Source organism: Methylomonas sp. MgM2 (genome assembly GCF_054172045.1).
This window is the reverse complement of record NZ_JBSYXO010000032.1, coordinates 1-20,685: the sequence shown is the minus strand read 5'-3', so window position 1 is coordinate 20,685 and position 20,685 is coordinate 1. Positions and strand designations below refer to the sequence as shown.

General features: G+C 52.7%; 10 protein-coding genes and 1 CRISPR repeat array. Of the genes, 3 read left to right on the top strand and 7 right to left on the bottom strand.

Going from position 1 to position 20,685, the window contains the following annotated elements:
* Positions 1-139: 139 nt before the first annotated feature.
* The 5 genes from ACW73I_RS18390 to ACW73I_RS18370 all read right to left on the bottom strand — a co-directional run bounded on the left by ACW73I_RS18390 (position 140) and on the right by ACW73I_RS18370 (position 10,891).
* Complete coding sequence (locus ACW73I_RS18390) at positions 140-1,006, bottom strand: universal stress protein (protein WP_458030894.1); 867 nt, start codon at positions 1,004-1,006, stop codon at positions 140-142.
* The gene (locus tag ACW73I_RS18385) at positions 1,006-2,499 is read right to left on the bottom strand and encodes a SulP family inorganic anion transporter (RefSeq protein ID WP_458030893.1); all 1,494 of its coding nucleotides are present in this window, start codon (positions 2,497-2,499) and stop codon (positions 1,006-1,008) included. The genes ACW73I_RS18390 and ACW73I_RS18385 overlap by 1 nt, the downstream gene beginning before the upstream one ends.
* 178 nt (positions 2,500-2,677) lie before the next feature.
* Complete coding sequence (locus tag ACW73I_RS18380) at positions 2,678-5,302, bottom strand: MMPL family transporter (protein ID WP_458030892.1); 2,625 nt, start codon at positions 5,300-5,302, stop codon at positions 2,678-2,680.
* Between the two features lie 221 nt (positions 5,303-5,523).
* Positions 5,524-9,381: an nSTAND1 domain-containing NTPase gene (locus ACW73I_RS18375; protein WP_458030891.1), complete on the bottom strand. Its 3,858-nt coding sequence runs from the start codon at positions 9,379-9,381 to the stop codon at positions 5,524-5,526.
* Positions 9,374-10,891 carry a toll/interleukin-1 receptor domain-containing protein gene (locus ACW73I_RS18370; protein ID WP_458030890.1) on the bottom strand — a complete coding sequence of 506 codons (1,518 nt, stop codon included), beginning with the start codon at positions 10,889-10,891 and terminating at the stop codon, positions 9,374-9,376. Before ACW73I_RS18370 ends, ACW73I_RS18375 begins: the two co-directional genes overlap by 8 nt.
* 263 nt (positions 10,892-11,154) lie before the next feature.
* On the opposite strand from ACW73I_RS18370, the gene ACW73I_RS18365 reads away from it, so the two are divergent.
* Positions 11,155-12,930: an autotransporter assembly complex protein TamA gene (locus ACW73I_RS18365; RefSeq protein WP_458030889.1), complete on the top strand. Its 1,776-nt coding sequence runs from the start codon at positions 11,155-11,157 to the stop codon at positions 12,928-12,930.
* Positions 12,927-16,934, top strand: a complete 4,008-nt coding sequence (locus tag ACW73I_RS18360; protein WP_458030888.1) for a translocation/assembly module TamB domain-containing protein — start codon at positions 12,927-12,929, stop codon at positions 16,932-16,934. The genes ACW73I_RS18365 and ACW73I_RS18360 overlap by 4 nt, the downstream gene beginning before the upstream one ends.
* Before the next feature lie 94 nt (positions 16,935-17,028).
* Here ACW73I_RS18360 and ACW73I_RS18355 read toward each other — a convergent pair whose 3' ends face one another.
* Positions 17,029-18,054 carry a zinc-dependent alcohol dehydrogenase family protein gene (locus tag ACW73I_RS18355; protein WP_458030887.1) on the bottom strand — a complete coding sequence of 342 codons (1,026 nt, stop codon included), beginning with the start codon at positions 18,052-18,054 and terminating at the stop codon, positions 17,029-17,031.
* Positions 18,055-18,163: 109 nt separating this feature from the next.
* Here ACW73I_RS18355 and ACW73I_RS18350 point away from each other — a divergent pair, with 109 nt between their 5' ends.
* Positions 18,164-18,832, top strand: coding sequence for a protein-L-isoaspartate(D-aspartate) O-methyltransferase (locus ACW73I_RS18350; protein WP_458030886.1), 669 nt, complete (start codon positions 18,164-18,166; stop codon positions 18,830-18,832).
* 39 nt (positions 18,833-18,871) lie between these two features.
* Here the strand turns inward: ACW73I_RS18350 and ACW73I_RS18345 are convergent, their stop codons facing one another.
* On the bottom strand, positions 18,872-19,975 hold the full coding sequence (locus ACW73I_RS18345; RefSeq protein WP_458030885.1) for a GGDEF domain-containing protein: 1,104 nt from the start codon (positions 19,973-19,975) through the stop codon (positions 18,872-18,874).
* 271 nt (positions 19,976-20,246) lie between these two features.
* A CRISPR array of direct repeats spans positions 20,247-20,574; the repeat unit is 28 nt; unit sequence TTTCTAAGCCGCCTGCGCGGCGGCGAAC.
* Positions 20,575-20,685 lie beyond the last annotated feature (111 nt).

The window sequence follows — 20,685 nt, the reverse complement described above, 5'->3', positions numbered from 1 at the left end:
GGGGCGAACCGAGTGAGGATGTCGGCAGCAAGGACGCTCCCCCATGGAAGGGTTCACGGCGTTCCTCATTCGGTATGCTCCAGGGTTCGCACCGGCAAAACGGGAAGTGGTTTTTGGCCAAATCCTAAGCCAAGGCCGATCAGCGCAACAACAATAGCGGCTTAGGGCTGTGTGTCAGCATCTTCGTAGTGAAACTGCCTAACAGCCAATCGTGAAAACGCGTATGGCTGAAGGCGCCCATCACCGTCATATCGATGTCGTGCCGGGCTTGATACTCGCACAAGGCTTGCTCCGGTTTGCCGCTCAAGCTTTGACTGACTAATTCCAAATCCGGCACCTGCTTCAGCTTACCGGCCGCCCTGTCCAGCAATGCATCGGATTGGCCGTCATTGCCGACGCAAACCAAATGGCAGCACAAGCCGCGATAAAGCGGACTGCCGGCGACCATATCCACGGCTTTTTCCGCGGCCTTGCCGCCGTCGTAAGCGATCATGATGCGCTTAGGCGGGCTAAACACATCGTTTACCACGAGTATCGGCTTATGCAGCGAGCGAATAAGGGATTCGAGCTTGGCGCCGATTCCGTTCGGTTGGTTTTCGTGCACTTTGCCGCGCAAACCGATCACCAGCACCCGTAACCTGTCTTCCGATTCGATCAAGGTTTCAACCAAACCGCCGTGACGCTGATGTAAGAAAGGTTCCTCTATCCCGGCTTGTTGCACCCGTTGTTTAGCCGCCTGCAATATCAATTTTCCTTGCTGAAGCTTGAGTTTGTTGCGCTGTTCATCCAGGCGAGCGATATCCTCCAACAATTGATCCAGGCTATCGACCCCGATATTGCCGGACAAGTCCATCATGTTCGCCGTTTCCGGATGATGATCGATGGTATGCATCAAGCTCAACGGAGCGCCGACCCGCTGCGCGATCCAGGCAGCATAGTCGCACACGGCCTCGGTCAATTTCGCCCCGTCCACGCAGGCCAATACGGTATTTTCTTGAATTTGCATCAATGGCCTCCCATGACTTTTTCAATCTCTTCCGGTTTATCGTGCACGCCGAAGCGGTCGACGATGGTGCTGCTGGCCTCGTTCAGACCGACCAATTCCACCACCGCCCCTTCGCGCCGGAACTTTAACACGACCTTGTCCAACGCCGTCACCGAACTAATATCCCAGAAATGGGCCCGGTGTAAATCGATAATGACCCTGTCCAGGGCTTCTTTAAAGTCGAATGCGTTCGTGAATTTATCGGCGGAATTGAAGAATACCTGGCCAACCACACGGTAAGTCCGTGTTGACGAAGCCTCGTCCCAAGCGGAGTCGACATACATGAAGTGACTGATCTTATTGGCAAAAAATAACGATGCCAGCAACACCCCTACAAATACGCCCAAGGCCAGATTATGCGTCCACACCACCACGCCCACCGTCGCCAGCATCACGACGTTGGTGGATACCGGATACTCTTTTAAATTAAGGATGGAGCGCCAGCTAAACGTACCTACCGATACCATGATCATCACCGCCACCAACGCCGCCATCGGAATTCGGGAAATCCATTCGTCCAGAAACACCACCATAATCAATAACAAAGTGCCCGCGATAAAGGTCGACAAGCGCCCTCGCCCGCCGGATTTGATATTGATCACCGATTGGCCGATCATCGCGCAGCCGGCCATACCGCCCAACACGCCCGCGCCCAAATTAGCCAAGCCTTGGCCTTTACATTCGCGGTTTTTATCGCTGGTCGTATCGGTCAATTCGTCGACGATGGTCGCAGTCATTAAGGATTCCAGCAAACCGACCACCGCCAACGGCACCGAATAAGGCGCAATGATAGCCAGGGTTTCCCAATTCAGCGGCACCTGCGGCCACAAGAAAACCGGCAAGGTATCCGGTAGTTCGCCCATATCGCCGACTGTGCGAATGTCCAGATCGAAATATATGGAAACCGCCGTCATCGAAATAATACAAACCAAGGGCGATGGCAACGATTTACCGATCACCGGCAAATAAGGGAATAAATAAATGATGGCCAAACCGGTCGCGGTCATCGCATAAACGTGCCAGCTCACGTTGGTCAATTCGGGCAGCTGCGCCATGAAAATCAAAATGGCCAAGGCATTGACGAATCCCGTCACGACCGAACGCGATACGAAGCTCATCAAACTGCCCAATTTCAAATAGCCGGCGATGATTTGCAAAGCCCCGGTCAACAAGGTCGCAGCCAATAGATATTGCAAGCCGTGCTCCTTGACCAAGGTCACCATCAGCAAGGCCATCGCACCGGTGGCGGCCGAAATCATACCCGGCCTGCCGCCGACAAAAGCCGTGATCACGGCAATGCAAAACGAGGCATATAGCCCAACCTTAGGATCGACTCCGGCAATAATCGAAAAAGCGATCGCTTCCGGAATTAACGCCAACGCGACGACCGCACCGGCCAACACATCGCCGCGGATGTTGCCTAGCCAATCCTGTTTTTTAGATAAAAAGAGCATGGTTCTCCTATTCGAACTGCAGGTGATGATGATAAAACCGGTCAGCAAGCCACTTTGTCCGGCCGCTTGCCAGTCAAAACGTGGATGGCTTCCCAATCAGAATAGAGGAAGGTTGAAACCGAAAGCCGCGCGGAAAAATTCACAAACCGGCGGCCTCAAGATTTCGATGGTTGAAAAATTATTTTTTGACGCGGAATTTAGCCAACATCGCCGGCAACACCAATAGACTGCAAACAATCATCAGCGAAATACCGATAGCCAGTAACAAGCCCATACTTGCGGTACCCGCATGCGTGTTGAAAGCCAAGCTGGAAAAACTGCATAGCGTGGTCAATGCGCTATAAAACACGCCGCGAGCGGAGCTGGATTGTAGCAGTTGCGTATGATCCGCTTGATGATGCAGGCGATGTACGATGTGAATGCCGCTGTCCACCCCCATACCCAACAGCAACGGCAGTACGATGATGTTGGCGAAATTAAACGGGTTTTCCAACCACACGTTAACCGCGGCAGTCAGCAAGGCCGCTAATAATAACGGAGTAACGACCAGCAAGGTCTCTTTGAAGCTACGCGTCAACACCAGAAGCAGCAGAAAAATCATCACGAATGCGCTAGTGAAGGCTTGCACAAACGCCCGGACTACCGCTTGGCCGGTAGTGACCTCCCCGATGGGCAAACCGAAAACATTCTGATCGGTCGCCAAGATTTGGCTGACAAAGTTCTTTAGGTTCTCCGGATCGTTTAAATCCTGCTTCGGAAATACCAGCACTCGGTATAAGCCGTCCTTACTAACCCAATGCGAACGGACTTCTTCCGGTATATCATCGATACCGATCTCGCCGGCCCGCAGTCCGTCGCGCAACATCAGCATCGTATGCGGCAGCAATCCTAGGATACTGTTTTCCAATTTTGCGTACTGTCCGGCCGGGTCAGACCGGGTATCGGCAAATTCAACGAAATCCGTTATATCCTGATGTAATTTGGCCAATACCTCTCGCGTGGCCGGCGTGGTTGGCTGATCCAGTATTTTTTGTAAAATGCCGCTTAGCTTGATTAGCGCGGCTCTGACGTCGGACGGCCCCGGTGCCGTTTCGAAACGATTCAATTGCACCGGCATGATCAGGTTCAAGTTATCGATGATATCCAGCTTAGCGTCTTGGTTTTCCGGAACAAAGTTACTGAGCGTCAGCGCTTCGTGCACGCTGGGCAGTTTGGCGAATTTAGCCGCCAATTCGTCGGCATGTCCTAAACTATCCGTCAATGCCGACGTGGCAAACGGCGAATCGTTTTTGGTTTTCAACAATTTTTTGAATGCGATCACCGACTGGGTGGTCTGATCGCGCAAATTGATCGGATTGGAGTCAAAGCGCACCCGCGTCAAGCTCAAGCTGGCCAATATAGCCGCGACCACCGCACCGATCAAAATTCCCTTGGCATGGCGAAAAGGAAAAGCATAAACCCACGCCGGAAAATTTGCGCCGCCGTCGGCCGGCCACGACTTGATCGGTAGTAATTTCAACAAGGCCGGCAACAAGCTCAACGAAGTGATCAAACCGATAAAAATCCCGGCGCCGGAAATAATACCCAATTCCGATACCCCGACAAAATCCGTTGGAATAAACGCCAAAAAGCCAATGGCCGTGGTCAAGGCGCATAAAAACAGCGAGCGGCCGACGGTACTCATGCTATTCGAAATGGCCTGTTCGGAATCCATTCCCTCTCCGCGGCATTCCTGGTAGCGCAAACACAAGTGCGTGGCAAAATCCACGCCCAAGCCGATATACAACACCGCAAACGCCACCGATATCAGATTTAAATGACCTATCGTCAGCGCGGCGAAACCGGCGGTCAGAACCAAGCCGACGACTAATGCGATAAACGTCACCAACAATAAACGAAACGAACGCAAACCTATCCATAAAGCCGTACACACCAGCACCAACGAAGCGATACTGGAAACCACCATATCCTTATTAACCGTTTCCAGTTCCTCATGCTCAAGCGCAACATCGCCGGTAAAGCTCAGTTCGACCCCGGGAAATCGTTTGGCCGTCTCGCCGGCCAAGCCTCGCAAATACGCCATCGACCCACTAGCCGGCATCAGTTGCTTGAAGTCCACATGGACCTTGGCAATAATCAAACGCCTGGTTTGATCCTCACCTAAGCTGGTGTCGGTCAGCAATTGTTGCCATGACAAGTAATGATTCCGGCCGGCCTTGGTCGAAACGACAGACTGATCGATGGCGTTCAACAGGGGATCCATCGGCATGGTCAAGTCGTGCTCCTTGCCTTCCAATGCCAGCCCGATAATTTCCATCAAACCGGCGAAATTGTAATGCTCGGACAAATAACCGATAAACGGTTGGGCATCGATCAATTTAGTCGATAAATCCTCGAGCTCAGGTAGGCTCAGGTACAAAAAACCTTCCCGGCGAAAAAAGGCATTATCAACCGGAATATACGACGATTCGAAAAAACGTTTTTCCTTCTGTAAACGCTTTTCCACATATTCCGCAGCCATTGCGGTTTGTTCCGGTGTCGGCGATTCCACTACCACAATCACGGCGCCCGCATCCTTGGGAAACGCCTTTTCCAACTTGGCCCGAATTTTAAGAAACGGCAAATCCTGCGATAACAAGTCGCTGGTATTGGTATTCATTCCCAGGTGATGCATGGTGTAATTCAGACTGAAGCCGCTGATCAAAGCGAACAGCAGTAGGATCAACCAAGGGAAACGGATAGGCAACTTGGAAAGTGTCAGAATGATTCGGCTTGATATCGAGCTTAGAGGAGCAAAAGGCATAGACTAAATGGGGCAAAAATCCGATAAAAATGATGGCTTGGGGCGCATAAGGCAACCTTAGCCGGTGCGGCCTTAATTAAGAGTTGCTTGTTCAAAATCGACGATATTATATTCGATCAGGCACAGCTTGAGCCGATTTCGCTTAGAATCAGCTGTATATTATTGATTAATAATCGCTTTTTTGAGGGTAGCGTGCGGTTTTAAAACGCGCGGCGCTTTGTTCACTGAATGCGGGCTGGTTGGCTGGCGGCCGTTTCTATCGGGGGTTTTAACGGTGACGCCAAGTCCAGATTAGGGAATCGGTTTTCCTTTCGCTGCCGGTCCGCCCATTCGATCAGCACCCAGAAACCTTGGTCTTTGCTCGGTGCGTCGGGGAAACGCTTGCGAATTGCGTCGGTTAGCGCATCGCGGGGGAGTAAAGGGTTTTTCAGGAGTTCGAATAGCACGGAGGCGGCCTGTTGATCGTCGGCAATATACCTGGCGACGTTTGCCGCGCTCAGGCCGAGCGCTCGCGACTCGCCATAGTCCGACGTCCTCCGGAGCACGGCCATCAGATTATCGGTCACGCTCTCGACCTGAAAATCCGGTAACTCGCCGGACAGCGCCGCCAAAGCCAGACTGAAGGCAATCAAGTGAGCCGAATCCTGCGATGTCTCTATCCCGGCAACGAGTTCGTTAACCAATGCGTTGACTTGGTTTTCCGGAACTCTGGCGGCCACCCCCGCCAAGCCATTACCCAGCACCGACAATTGATCGGAGTTGCTTGATTCTCTGATCACCCCGATCATGTTGTCCGCTGTCTTTTTCAATCCGTCCGCAGGAATCTTGCCGGCGGCAGCGACCAAACCGCGACAGACAGCCACCCGCTGTTCGGTGTACTTCAGCGACTTAAGTTCGCCGATCAAACGATCCGTCACGCTTTCCGCCACAGTTTCCGGCAGCTTGCCGGCCGCCGCTTCCAGCGCACTGCCAAGGACAACCATTTGTACGGAAGATTTTGCCCTATTCTCGAGTTCGTCGATCAACTTATCCGTCAGCCTCTGCGCGAAACGCTCCGGCACCTTAGCCGCTACGGTTTCCAAACCTTTTCCGACCGCCTCCTGTTGTTCATACTGATCGGCGATTCGGAGAGCGAGCATAAGCTTGTCGCTTACGGCACCGACACTGCTTTCCGGCAGCTTGCGTGCGACTGCCGATAATGCATTACCCAAATACACCTGCCGAACTGACGACACATTCTCAGCTTGGAGCAAGCCGATCAACTGTTCGGTTACCGTCTCCGTCTGGCTTTCCGGCACCATGCCGGCCATCGTCACCAATGCTTTGCCGAATGCTTCCTGTTGTTCGAATGAATATGTAGTCTGGTGTGCGATCGTTAATTTCCGAATCAATGGAAACGTCAGGTTTTCCGGCAACCTTCCGGCAACGACTTCTAAACCTTTACCAATAGCGACCATTTGGCCCTTAAAATAGGCCGCTTGCAGCTCGGCGATCAGCATCTCCGTGATTGTTTGAACCTGATTTCCAGTGGTTTTGCCAACCACTGCCGCCAGGGCCTTACCAAGGGCCAGTGCTTCGTCATCCCCCACGGTCTGGAGCGGCGCCACTAGAGCGTCTACCATCATCCGAGTCTGGCTCTCCGACAGATTATTGCCAAGCAACGCTGCCAAACCTTGTGCGATGGCCGCTTGTTGGACGTAGTAAGGCGCCGCCTGAAATGCAATCATCAGTGTGTCCGTCACTGTTCCCGTTCGGCCTTCCGGCACTTTGCGGGCCGCGGCGACCAAGCCCTGGGCGAGGGCATCCAGCTGCTTCAAATCCGATGATTCCTGAATGACCTCCATAAGTTCTTCCACCGTCAATTCCGCTTCGCTCGCCGGCATTTTGCCGATCGCTGTAACCAATCCTTGACCCAGAGCGACTTTCGAATATCCCGGTTGTTCCGATTGGATGGCTGCGATCAAGCTTGCGACCGCCTTAGGAATTTGGCTTTCGCCGACCCCGTCGCTCACAACCGCAGTCAATCCCGAAATGAGGGCATCTATTTGATTCTGACCTTGCGCCACTTGCAGCGCGGCTATCAGCATATCGGCACGGACATCGCCGTCTAGCTCGAGCAGAGCAAGCGATCGAGCCACAACAAGAGACTTTTTTTGCTCTGCTTCGAACGGAATTTCGTGCAGGCGTTCGATAAACCAGTTTCTTCGTTGCAAATTCAAACCAACGGCAGCGCTCAGAACTAAGCCGGATTGGGAATTGAACCAACTCGCCAAAGCTTCGCCTCGTAACAACTGCTCTAGAAACGCCTGTTGGTGAGATGCGTCGCTACGCGCTAGCCGTAGTAATCCTAAGGCGCGTTTCTCGGTAATGTTTAAATCATCTTCCGAGAAATCCAGCGGATGCCACAATCCAGCGGCTTCCGAGGCAATCAGTCTATCGCGGGCCTGAACGGAAAAGAGAGTGGCCACAACCGTTGCCGCCAGGCTCATGATCGTTAGCCCGACCATGATCAATTTAATCCGGCGCTCCCGTCTTTTCGCGCGTAGTACGACTTGTTCGCTATCTTCGATAAATTTAAGAACATCTCCGAATTCATTTCCATGTTCATTGATTGGCGTTCGGCTATAACGAGTCGCCCAAGCCGAGCCGGGCTTGGAAAAGGATTGTGTATTCCGGGCCGAACCCTCTCTCCACTCAATCGCACGAGCCAGATCGGCACCGGCCAGCAGCGCGCCCGCGCCGGAAGCTTTCGCTTCGGCGCGTTCCCGCCAGCGCCGGTATTCTCGGGCCATTTGCGATTCGTCGTTGACCCATTCCTTCAACAGTTCCCATTGGCGGATCAGCGCTTCGTGGGAAATATCGATGACGGTATCTTCATTCAGCTCCCCGACATAATGAATGAAATTGACGTTCTGATCAGCGAAGGCATGGATGACCGGCAGGAAAGCCTGCCAATCTTTATCGGACCATAACGCGACTTGCCGAAGCGACTGCGGCCTCCGCACGGCTTGACCGCCGCCATCGCCAACGCGTAATTCGGTGATAGCGCGAAACAATATCTCTGCGGCGCGCTGATTGGGCGACAGTGGTGTCTCTATTTGACCTTTAGGCGACAATGAAGCCAATATTTCGTTGGCATGCTTCGAAAGCGCATTCGAAACGCCGCCCACCCCGTTAAAGTCGCCCCAAGTAATATAGGTCTTAGCTTTTTTCCGGCTTTCGGCTCGCTCCCACATGCGGGCCAACGCATGCTGCAGTATCGGTAGCTGGTCGGGGTCGTAACCGACGGCATTGATCATTTCGTCGACCAGGCTAGGCTCGACGTCGCCATCGAAAAGTCGTGCCGGACCGATAATGGCGCTTTTGCTCTGTTCCCGGGTTAGCCTTGGCGTCAAATATTGGGCACGGTTGATGGCATCAGGGAGATCCAGAAATCGAACGCAGTTACCGAGAAAATCGGTGCGCATCGTCAACACGATGTAAATCCGCTGATCGGCCTCTGCCCGCTGGGCCAACAGCAAGTTGACAAAGGCCTCCGATTCGTCCGCCTGGTGAGCGCCCGCCTCGGCATAAGTAAAAATTTCCTCGAACTGGTCCACCACTACCAGTAGGTTGAAGGGCTCTGCGGCGGCGTGGTGGCTTCTCGCTTCCTTGACGACCTCAGCCAAACCCAGCGGCCCGCGACGCAGCTCGGCTTCGATCAGGGCAACTTCGTTCGTCGGACGGCCTGTATTGTTTGGAAATCGGTCGGAGCCGACCAGTTCGACTCCTAATGCCGCACTCCCCAACAGCGCCAGGGCCAGGCGTTGCATCGGCCGATTACCGGGCCGCAGAACCGCGGTCCGCCAATCCGATCCGGTACCGATAGAGCCCAGCGGCAAGGCCGGCAATAGGCCTGCCCGCACCAAGCTGGACTTGCCGGAACCGGAAGGCCCGATCACCGCCAGGAAATGCTGTTGCTGCAAGATATCGAGCAGCCGGTTGGTATGTTCCTCGCGGCCGAAGAAAATTTCGCCCTCCCAAGACTCGAAAGGCCGCAAACCCGGATAAGGCCGGGTGACTTCGTGAAATTCAGGCATGGCCGGCTCCGCGCAAGGCATCGACGAAGCGTTCGATAGGCCGGCGCTGCGGGCCTTCGCGGCAATCCAACATCATCAGATTACGGCTAGCCACCCCTACATCGGGCTTATCGCGGGGCGGACCATCCAGCAACGCGCCCCAGATGCCTTTGCGCTGCTGCGACAACACCTTGCGAGCTCTGACGTACTGCGCCTGAACCCAGGCCGGGGACGATTGCCCGTAGACAATGATCACGCCTTGGCTGCCAAGCATGACTTCGTCCAATTGCGCATTGAAATCCGTCGGCGTCTGCCCGGAATAAGGCTCGGTCGGCGTGGTCAGAGCGTCCGTGCCCAACTCCAGTAAAATATCGCGAATCCGAAAGCCTAAATCGCGGTCCGCTTTGTCGGCGCTGACGCAAATCGCCAATTCGTTCACGGTATCGCTAATGGCTTGTTCCGCCGGTAAGGGTTTGTTCAAATCCGCGATACGCGTCAGCACGCGCTGCCGAAACTCTTCGAAACCACAGGCTACCGCACCGGTCAACAATTGCCGATATCGGCCGTCGGCAATGTCTTCCAAATTGATCTCGCGGTTGCGCCAGCGCAGGAAATCGACCCTACTCTGTCGGGCGCATTCAGCTGCGAGTTCGGCTTGTAGCGCAGTGAAAGAAACTTGACCGTCTTTCGGGCGGCGCCCCGGCACCTGACCCAATAATTGCACGAACAAATCCGATCCGCTGAGTTCTGCGCGCACACTCACCCGATATTCGGCTTCCGCTCGGCGCGGATAGGTATCCAGCCCTAACGGAAGAACCCGGGCCCCGCTTTGGATTATTCCTTCCGCCAGCATTTCCCACTGATCGATCAAATCGTCCGTCGGTTCGGCAATCCAAACGGTCGGCTTTTTCGGTTCGAGCGCCGAATCCAGCTTGGCGTCCGTTTGAACGATGCCGGCCGAAAGCGGCGCCGGCCCGATGGGCGGTTGGTCGCGTTTCAGATATTCGGCAATCAGGTGAGCCAGCTTGTTGAGGTTACGCCAGTAAGGGTCGTCCTGATCCGGCTTAGGCACAGGAATACCCAGCGTTTCTGTAATGCCGTCCAAGTCTTCCCGCCACAATCTCAAAGGCGTCAACTCTTGCAATCGCCTATGCCAGGCTTCCCGCTCGGTCCGATCCAATTCGACGATGAAAACGCTTTCCCGGTTCTTGCTGGCCTGGTTGCGTTCGAGAAAATTACCCAGCTCTGTCCGGCACCACTGCGATCTGACGTAACCTGGCGACATAAACAACACCAGTACGCGGCTATGATTCACCTTGTCCATCAGCATTTCGGTCACTTGGTCGTTCGCGTGCAACTGCCAGTCCATCCAGACATTGGCGCCGCTATTGCCCAATTTACTGCGCAGGCGTTTTTTCAATTCTTCGACAAACGTTGTAACCCAACCGAACCTAACGCCAAACGGCGCTTCGTCATCGGCGTGAGCGTAGCTAATAAATACATCAGGATGCTCCGAATTTGAATGTTCCACTCAGATACCTTTTCGAACCGTCTCGACGCTGATCTGTCAAAAAAAGAGGTTTGGTTTTTGTTGTCGCCTATCCGCAGACTATAGCCTATTTTTGTATCGGAGAAATATCCTTTGCAAAGAAAGAAACGCCGTCAGTGTTAGCGTTTAATCGCTATAAAACTTGGGATGCAGCGAAAACGGCTTATCCGGGTCAACGTCGTTGCCCGGCATTACTCTGATAGGATTCCCGCCTCACCCGTTACTAATCCCGTGCGGCTTCGACTATGAATAGATTCTTATACTTGATTCAATTACTATGTCGCCATATGTCATTCATCAAGTTACTATGCCGTATCGCTTGGATAAGCATACTCATATACCCGATCGCTGCGGCTGCGGACGCCGAGGTATTGGGGCTGGAAGACGATGAAGAAGCCGAGACCAATGTAAAACTGACGCTTTCGTTGGCAAAAGAACCATGCGACAGCCCCGAATGGAAAATACGCCATCTTTTCTTCGAGGCCGGCAATGAAATCGACGAAGCCATGCGCGCGGTCGGTTATTACCATAGCAAAACCCAAAAAGACTTGGCTTTCGATACGGACTGCTGGCAAGCCAAATTTAAAATTACTCCGGGACCGCCGGTCATTATCGACCGCATCGACATCGTGCTGGAGGGTGAAGCGAAACACGATCCCGAATTTCAGGCTCTACTCGACAAGCTCAAGCAAGAGCTTAAATCGGTATTAAACCATGGCCGCTACGAGGCCATGAAAAACAAAATCGAATCCTTGGCGATGGAACGAGGCTATTTCGACAATAAATTTATCGAAAAAAAACTGCTCATCGACAAAGAACGCAATACCGCGCGAATCGAATTGAGTTTCGACAGCGGGCGGCGCCTGCTCTTCGGCAAGGTGGCGATCGATCAAGATATCCTGAATCCCGAGTTCGTCGAAAAGTTTGTTCCGATCAAGCCGGGAGATGAATACAACGCTTCAGTCCTGTCAAAAACGTATAATAATCTTTCGATGAGCGGCTATTTTAAAAGCATCGATATCCGTCCCGAATTGGAGCAAGTCGAAGACCTGCATGTGCCGATTCATCTGACCTTATCTCCTAAAAAAGTACATCATTACAGCATAGGCCTCGGTTACGATACCGACAAAGGCCCGTTGCTTGGGGCTTCGTACGCAAACCGCCGCCTGAATCGACAAGGTCATTTCGTGAACTTCAACCTCGATTTTTCTCCGGTATTATCGGTGGCCGATGCCGAATACGACGTACCGTTGGATGACCCTCTGACCGACTTTTTTAGCTTCGGCGGAGGACTGAAGCGGGAAAACACGGACACGTTCGATTCGTTATCCGCCAAACTCTCCGCCCGGCTAAAACATACCTTCGAAAGCGGTTGGAAACAAACGCTCTATGTAGACGAAGTCTACGAACATTTCAAGAACAATGCCGAGAGCCACGATACGTTGATGTTACTGCCCGGCGGCAGTTGGTTACGTTCGGTAGCCGATAATCCGTTGCGTCCGACTCGCGGTTATCGTTTGCTGTTCAATCTTGCCGGCACTTATGAAAACCCCTTATCGCAGATCAGTATGGCACAAGGGTCGATGCAGGCCACCTGGATGCATCCGAGTCCGTGGAACGGCCGTTTTATACTACGAAGCGAACTCGGGGCCACAACCGTCAGCGATTTCGACGACCTGCCTACCACTTATCGATTCTATGCCGGCGGCATGAACAGTGTACGCGGCTACGGATATAAGGAATTGGGGCCAAAGGACGACGACGGCAATATTATCGGCGGACGTTTTTTGAGCGTCGTCAGCGTGGAATACGAACAGAGCATACTCGAGAACTGGGGGGTCGCAACCTTCGTCGATAGCGGTAACGCCTTCAATCTCGATCAGATCAGTTTCAAGACCGGCGTGGGCCTCGGCGTACGCTGGTATTCGCCCATCGGTTTGGTTCGTGTCGATTTCGCCGTACCGTTAGACCCGGCTAACGAGTCCTTTCGAATCCATTTCGCCGCCGGCACCCGTTTATGAAAAAACGCCTAGCCCTTATACTGTTAAGCTTGATATTGCTGATACCGGCCGGTTTGTTTGCAATGCTCAACACCGAAACCGGCAGCCGCTGGCTGCTGCGGCGAATACTATCGGCGCTTCCCGCTCAAACCTCGATACAGAAAGTCGAAGGCCGCTTGCTAAATCGAATCGGCATTACCGGTTTTCATTATCAAACCGAAACCGAAACTGTCGATATCAACCATTTCAATCTGACGTGGCAACCGTCACGATTATTGTTCGGACGCTTGAAAATCGTCGATCTCAGTGCGGACGGCATTAGCGTAAATCTGGCACCTAGCGATACAACCGAGGAAAGCCCCCCTTTCGATTGGCGGGCCGATTTTGCCCCGCCGATACAAATCACCGTCGACAAGCTGGCCATTACGCAGCTGCACTACCAAAGCGGTGACGATCAAATGACTGTGCAGCATCTCACGCTTTCGGCGACTACCGAACGAAACCGGCTGATACTTCGCTCGCTGTCTTTGACGGCGGAACCCGTCTCGATAAAGGCCGACGGCGCAGTGTTGCTGGGCAAACAGTTTCCCTTTTCCTTGCAAAGCCATTGGCAATTGGATACCGCCGAATACGGCCGGTGGCAAGCCGATACCATGGTGGAGGGCGACGTCAATCAGATCAAGCTCAGTAGCAGCCAGTCCTCGCCGTTCGAATTAAAGGTGGAAGGTCGAATAAACGAATTATTGAATAAACCGGAATTCGACATCCGGGGCGACTGGAAACGGCTGGCCTGGCCTTTTACGGGGTCCGAACAGCAATTCGTCAGCGCGCAAGGCTTCGTCGAAATCAAGGGTTCAAGCGATGACTATCAAGTGAAACTCGACGGACCTTTAACACAGGCCTATTTGCCGGAGGCTGAATTACACTTTACCGGCCACGGCAGTTCCGAAGCGATCACGATAGACGATTTCCATATCGTATCGAGCGCCGGTTCATTTAATTTAGACGGAAACATCGGCTGGCTGGATGCGACCACTTTCGATATAAATGCCAAAGGACAAGACTTCAACCCGGGCATTTTCGCTGCCGAGCTGGCCGGCAAACTCACATTCGACGCGCACGCGGCGGGCACGCTAAACGATAATTCCCAAAAAATACAAGCCGAAATCAGAAAACTGAGCGGCCGTTTGCACGACAAACCGGTTGAAGCGCAGGGCCGATTGGCCATGGTTAACGATATTATCGATATCGATAATCTGCATATCCGGTCCGGCCGCAACCGGATCGATGCCCATGGAAAATTGGCCCCGGTCGATTCGAATCTTAAATTCAACATCGATACGCCGGCCTTAGCTGCATTATGGCCCGGTTTGGCGGGCACATTAAAAGCCGACGGTCATATTCAAGGCAATTGGCAAAATCCGATAACACGCATTCAGGCCAACGCAGATGCACTGAAATATCAAGAAAATGGCGTGGAAAAACTCCGCTTGTTGATCGACTACCAACCGGATGAAAAAAAATCGTCGAATTTTCAACTCGATGTCAGCCGTCTTACATCCGGCACTCATCAAATTGACAAATTGATGCTCGAAGGCAAAGGCACGCCGGCCAAACACCGGTTTAATTTGGATATCAAGGGTTCACAGGCATCGCTTTCCGGCACCATTAGCGGTGGGCTGGAAAAACAGGCCTGGCAAGGCAAACTGCAAAAAATAACGATTGCGACGGCAACGGCCGGAACCTGGCGATTACGTCATGCCGCCGATTTAACCGCGAGCAAGCAAGACGCGGGCTTCGACGCGAGCCTATCCCGTACTTGCGTCGAACGAAACGCGGCATTTTTGTGTATGGACGCCGATTATCGAGCCAACCGCGACTTTGCGGTGAAACTCGATGCTGCGTCCTTGCCGACGGATTTATTCTCGGCTTTTTTTCCCGATAACTTGGGGATAAAAGGCATCGTGAATGCCAATGCGGACCTGAAGCAACAGAAAGGCGGCCTGTCAGGCACTTATCGCGTTGAGATGCCGGCGCCTACAAAAATCGCGTTGAGCGATGAAACGGCTGAGCATGAACTGAATTTGGGCAAACTGACGTTAGACGGTCGGCTTAAACAAACCGTGGTAACCGCCAACGCCGATCTAGCCCTGGCCGAGCGCGATTATCTGCGCGCGGAATTGGAATTAAACACCGATTCGTCCGGGACGTTGTCCGGCCGTATCACCGCATCCGTCACGCAATGGGCATTGTTTCGGGCATTTATCCCGCAAGCAACCGAGATCAAGGGCCAATTAAGCGCCGACCTATCCTTGCGCGGTAGCGCATCCTCTCCCCGCATCGCCGGAAATCTGAATCTGAGAAACGGCGCGGTCACGCTACCCGAGGCGGGAATAGCGCTGAATACGATAGCCCTGGATGTGTTTAGCCCGCAAGGGCCGCACAACCAAATCCGAGTCAACGGTGCATTCGCCCCTCAATTCCTGTCCGAACCGGACGCTAATTACCAACCGCATTTTGACGGCAGACTAAATTTCAGCGCCAATTTGCGGCAACAACAAAACGCTTGGTATGGCGACTATCGTTTAAATATACCCGCCGACAGCAAAATCGATTTCAAAACGCCGGAAACCAAGGTCGAGCTGGCGTTTATGTCATCGTCGTTGGCCGGCGAATTAAACGGCAGCCAAATCGATGCCCGCCTCGATTTACAGTTACGCAACCAGGATTTTTTGCGAGCCAATTTTGAGGTGGACACCGGCCCTAGCGATAGATTATCCGGCCAACTGAACACACACATCCACGACTTGGGCCAATTCAACGCCTTGGTACCGGGACTAGCGGATGTCACAGGTCAGATAAAAGGAGACCTCCTAATTAAAGGGACAACTCAACAACCGCAATCAGTCGGTTCGGTTAAACTAAGCCAGGCGTCAACCACTGTCACGCCGCTAGGTATCTCGATCCAAGACATTGAATTGAATCTTGTCTCCGGCGACGTGTACGCCGGGCGATTAATGTTGTCCGGGCATGCCAAGTCCGGCGGCGGCGATCTGAATATTCACGGCCTGACCGACCTGAAGGGCAACGGCGAGATTCAACTGCAAGGCAGCGATTTCGAAATCGCCAAATTGCCGGAAGCCGAAGTCGCGCTGAGCCCCGACTTAAATCTGAAACTGGATGAAATGACCGGCAAAGCCAAAGGCCGCATTACCGTTCCGAAGGCAAAAATCGTCATGCAGGAACTGCCGAAAAATGCGGTGGTCGTCAGCCAGGATGAAGTGATCGTAGGAGCTGCCGAGTCGGAGAAAAAGCCGGTCGCCGAACCCGACATCGACACCGATATCGATATCGAGTTGGGCGATCAGGTCAGTTTTTCCGGCCTTGGTTTGGACACAAAGCTAGTGGGCCGGTTAAACATGGTTAAAGAACAGCAGCGAACCAGGCTGCATGGCGAAATCGAAATGAAAAAGGGCCGTTACCAAAGTTACGGCCAGGATTTAACCATACGCAAAGGCCGTTTCGTTTTTAATGGCCCAATCGACGCACCTTGGCTGGATGTGGAAGCTAGCCGTCTATCCAAAGACCAAAAAGTGACTGCGATTTTAAGTGTCAGCGGACCGTTGAAAACGCCGAAGACCAAAGTCTATTCGGAGCCGGCGCTGCCTGAATCGGAGGCATTGGCTTACCTCATTACGGGTTCATCGTTAGATCAGGTCGGTAAATCCGATGGCAATATGCTGGCTAGCGCGGCACTATCTTACGGCGCCGGCCAATTCTCGTGGTTGACGGAAAAATTAGGCATCGACGAGTTCGAAGTCAAACAAGGCAAGACCATGCAAGACACCTTAGTTGCGCTCGGTGAGTATTTGACCCCGGATTTTTATGTCGGTACCCAATTGGGTATCTTCAACAGTCAAGCGGTATTGGTGTTAAAAAAGAAATTAACCCAATCCTTCTCGGTAGAAAGCCAGTCCGGAACGTCACATCGGGTTAAACTCAATTACGAAGTTGAAACCAATTGAACCGCTTGCGCTTCGCCGATTACCGAAAGCGAGCTACCAAGCCGGTTCGAATTGGTGCGGCACATCAAACTTGGCTCTTGAATGACAGCGGTACCTAGGAAATTTTTAACACCTTGGCGCCGCGAATCTTGCCTTGCTTCAATTCAATCAACGCATCGTTGGCCTGTTCCAGGCTAAACACCTGAACCGTCGGCCGAAGTTGCATTTGGGCGGCTAATTTCAAAAACTCCTCGACATCCCGGCGCGTAATATTGGCGACGCTCTTGATTTCCTTTTCTTGCCAAAGATGAAGCGGATAATCCAAATTCAACAGGCTGCTTCTATCGTCTTGTTTGCGTATGGCATTGATCACGAGCCGTCCGCCGGGTTCCAGATTCGCCAACGCTTCGACGACCGGCTTCCATGCCGGCGTCGTGTCAATAATCGCGTCCAATTTATTCGGAGCGTGCCGTTCTGTTTCGCCCGCCCAGACAGCGCCTAGCTCAAGCGCGAACTCCCGTTCGTCGGCACTCCGGGCAAACACATAGATTTCACTATCCGGAAACCGGTAACGCGCCATAGTCAGCACCAGATGCGCCGATGCGCCAAAACCGGTCAATCCGAGGCGTTGGCCGTTCTTTAAGCCGGTCAGGCGTAAAGATCGATAACCGATGGCGCCGGCACAAAGCAGCGGAGCTGCCAGTTCGTCCGAAAAAGCATCGGGTATGCTGAAGGCGAATTCAGACGGCACCGTCATATATTCGGCATACCCGCCGTGAGAGTCCCGGCCTGTCGCTTTAAAATCCGCACAAAGATTTTCCATGCCCGCTAGACAAAACTTACATCGCCCACATGCCTTGAAAATCCAAGCCACGCCGGCTCTATCATTGACCTGGAACTTACGAACATCGCCGCCTACGGCTTCCACTCGTCCTACGACTTGATGACCCGGCACGACGGGTAAGCGTTGAGGCGGCGTACGTCCCTCGATTTCATCCAACTCGGTATGACAAACGCCGCAAACGGATATTTTCAGCAGAATTTCATCTTCCGCCGGAGTCGGCTTCGCCAGCTCACGCAATACCAGCGGCGCCCGATTTACGTTTAAGTCGCACAGGCTCTCCAACACCATTGCTTTCATAGCGCCCACCTTGTTTTAAGTTAGCGTTATACTGATTTTAGTTTGCCGGTGCCTGTCAAGCAAAAAACGATTCCGCGAGCGTCGGGTAACAATTTGTGGAGGCTAATTTATGCACGATATAGATCGCATGATGAGCGACATTCGGGCCGAAGTCGACATGACTCGCCATTACATCAACAAAGACGCGCTCGACACTCGAGTGATGGCGGCCATGAAACAAATACCGCGACACGAATTCTTGCCGGAAGACTTGCGCAGCCTGGCCTATAACAATGGGCCGGTACCGATCGGTTCCGGACAAACCATTTCCCAGCCCTATATCGTCGCCTTGATGACCGATCTTCTGGAAACGAATCCGACGGATATCGTCTTGGAGATAGGGACCGGTTCGGGTTATCAAGCGGCCGTATTGTCGAAATTGGTGAAGAAAGTATTTTCGATCGAAATCATCGAAACTCTGGCGAGAAGCGCCGGCCAGAAGCTTAAAAGCCTGGGTTGCGATAACGTCGAGGTCAAGAACGATAACGGCTGCTTCGGCTGGCCTGAACATGCGCCTTTCGACGGTATCGTTTGCACGGCCGCGGCGCCCCGTATTCCCGAGGCTTGGACCGACCAATTACGGATAGGGGGCCGTTTGGTGGTTCCGATGGGCTCGCCCTATGGCTATCAGGAGCTGATGGTGTTTGAGAAAGGCGCGAATCAGGAAATGAAAAGCCGAACCGTACTGGGCGTTCGGTTTGTACCGCTGACCGGTATCAGCAACAAACCGGGAATCTAACCGTACGCTGCGGAGACGGTATTCCCGCCAAAGCGGTTGTTAAAAAACCACGCCGCTGTTTTTGACTTGGTTTCGGCCGGCGTGCTTGGCTTCGTATAATGCGCTATCGGCCACCTGGATCAAATATTCTGTTTTTCGTACACCTCGGCTCTGTCCGGTTCGATTCGGATCAAACGTCGCCGCACCAACGGAAATCGTAACCGGTACCGACTGCCCGTTATAGTGAATCGGCAATTCGGCGATATTAGACCTGATCCGCTCGGCAATTTCGCCGCCGATGATCTCATCCGTTTCGGATAATAAGGCCACAAATTCCTCACCGCCGTAACGCGATAACACATCATTGCTGCGCAATTGCTTCTTAATAGAACACGCCACTTGCGACAGCACATAATCGCCCGTCTGATGTCCGAAATTGTCGTTAATACTTTTAAAAAAATCGATGTCTAGAAACAGACAGGATAACGGCCGCCGCGATCGCATACTGCGATCGAATTCCTCTTCGATACGCTGTTCAAGAAATCGCCGATTGTTCACGCCGGTCAAAGGATCGATCAAACTGGTGCGGCGCATCATTTCGAAATTCAAGGTATTTTCCAGGCACACGCTCAGCACCGAAGCCAAATGCTCGATAAAATCGGTCGCCATGTTACGAATAAAACGATCCGAATTATCGCTGCCGAAATTCAATGAACCCAAATACCGCCCCCGTCTCATCAACGGCGCCAGAATGACCGACGCCGGACGTTTTGCATCCGAGTCGAAAAACGGGGCGTATCTTTCGGCTTGAAACAAGCCTAGCAACGGCCGGTCGCTATAATCGAAATGGTGTTTGAACAGATGTTCGTTTTCGACGATCAGCAAGCCGGAACGGGCTTGATATTCATAATGGTCGTCGGCAAGAAGCGCGGTAATTTCATCCTTGGGGTCGAACAAGCACAGACTGACCACGTCGAGATTAAACAGATCTTTGGTTTCACCGAGAATGAATTCGATCATTTCGGTCAGAGAGGTCAAGCCCAACAAACGCATTTCAAAGGCTTGCAAGCGCTTTAAGGTCAGACTGTTTTGCTGAACGCGACTGAGCATGCCGTCCAAATGGCTTTGCAAAACGCACAAATCAACTGTGATATCTTCTTCCAATGTCAAGTCTCATTCAGCCTGAAATTCGAAACAAGACTAGCAGGATTTAAAAAAATTGCTCGATCCTCGCCGTAACGGAGATCGAGCTTTTGGCGTTAGCCGTGCAACACTTTCCAGGGTCCTAGGGAAAAGAGCGTTGAAAAGTTTCCACCCCAGGTAGTTAATGACCGATTTTGTGCCGGAGTAACCGCCATGGCCACCGAAGCATTTACTATTAGAACATTGTGCGTCAACTCGATAGCATGATGATGTGGCTGCACTACATTGCAATTTTCTAAGCCGCCTGCGCGGCGGCGAACTCAATCAGCACAATCCCGCCCTTTCTTCGGCATTTCTAAGCCGCCTGCGCGGCGGCGAACCCACGTTTTAAGTCGTAAAATTTCGCATTCGATTTCTAAGCCGCCTGCGCGGCGGCGAACTTTCAGCAGATTCCAATTGTATTTATCGATCATTTCTAAGCCGCCTGCGCGGCGGCGAACTTAATCATGGGCGTCCCGTAATTGTCTGAGTTTTTCTAAGCCGCCTGCGCGGCGGCGAACACATTACGATTCAGCAAGAGCAAGCCGAGTTATTTCTAAGCCGCCTGCGCGGCGGCGAACTGTCATATTCATACCTCTTTTGATAATCGAATTTTCTAACAGGCTGTTGATTTTATCGCCCCCGCAATCCGCATTGATTCGCTGAGCCAGCCGCTAGATTAACTTATAAAG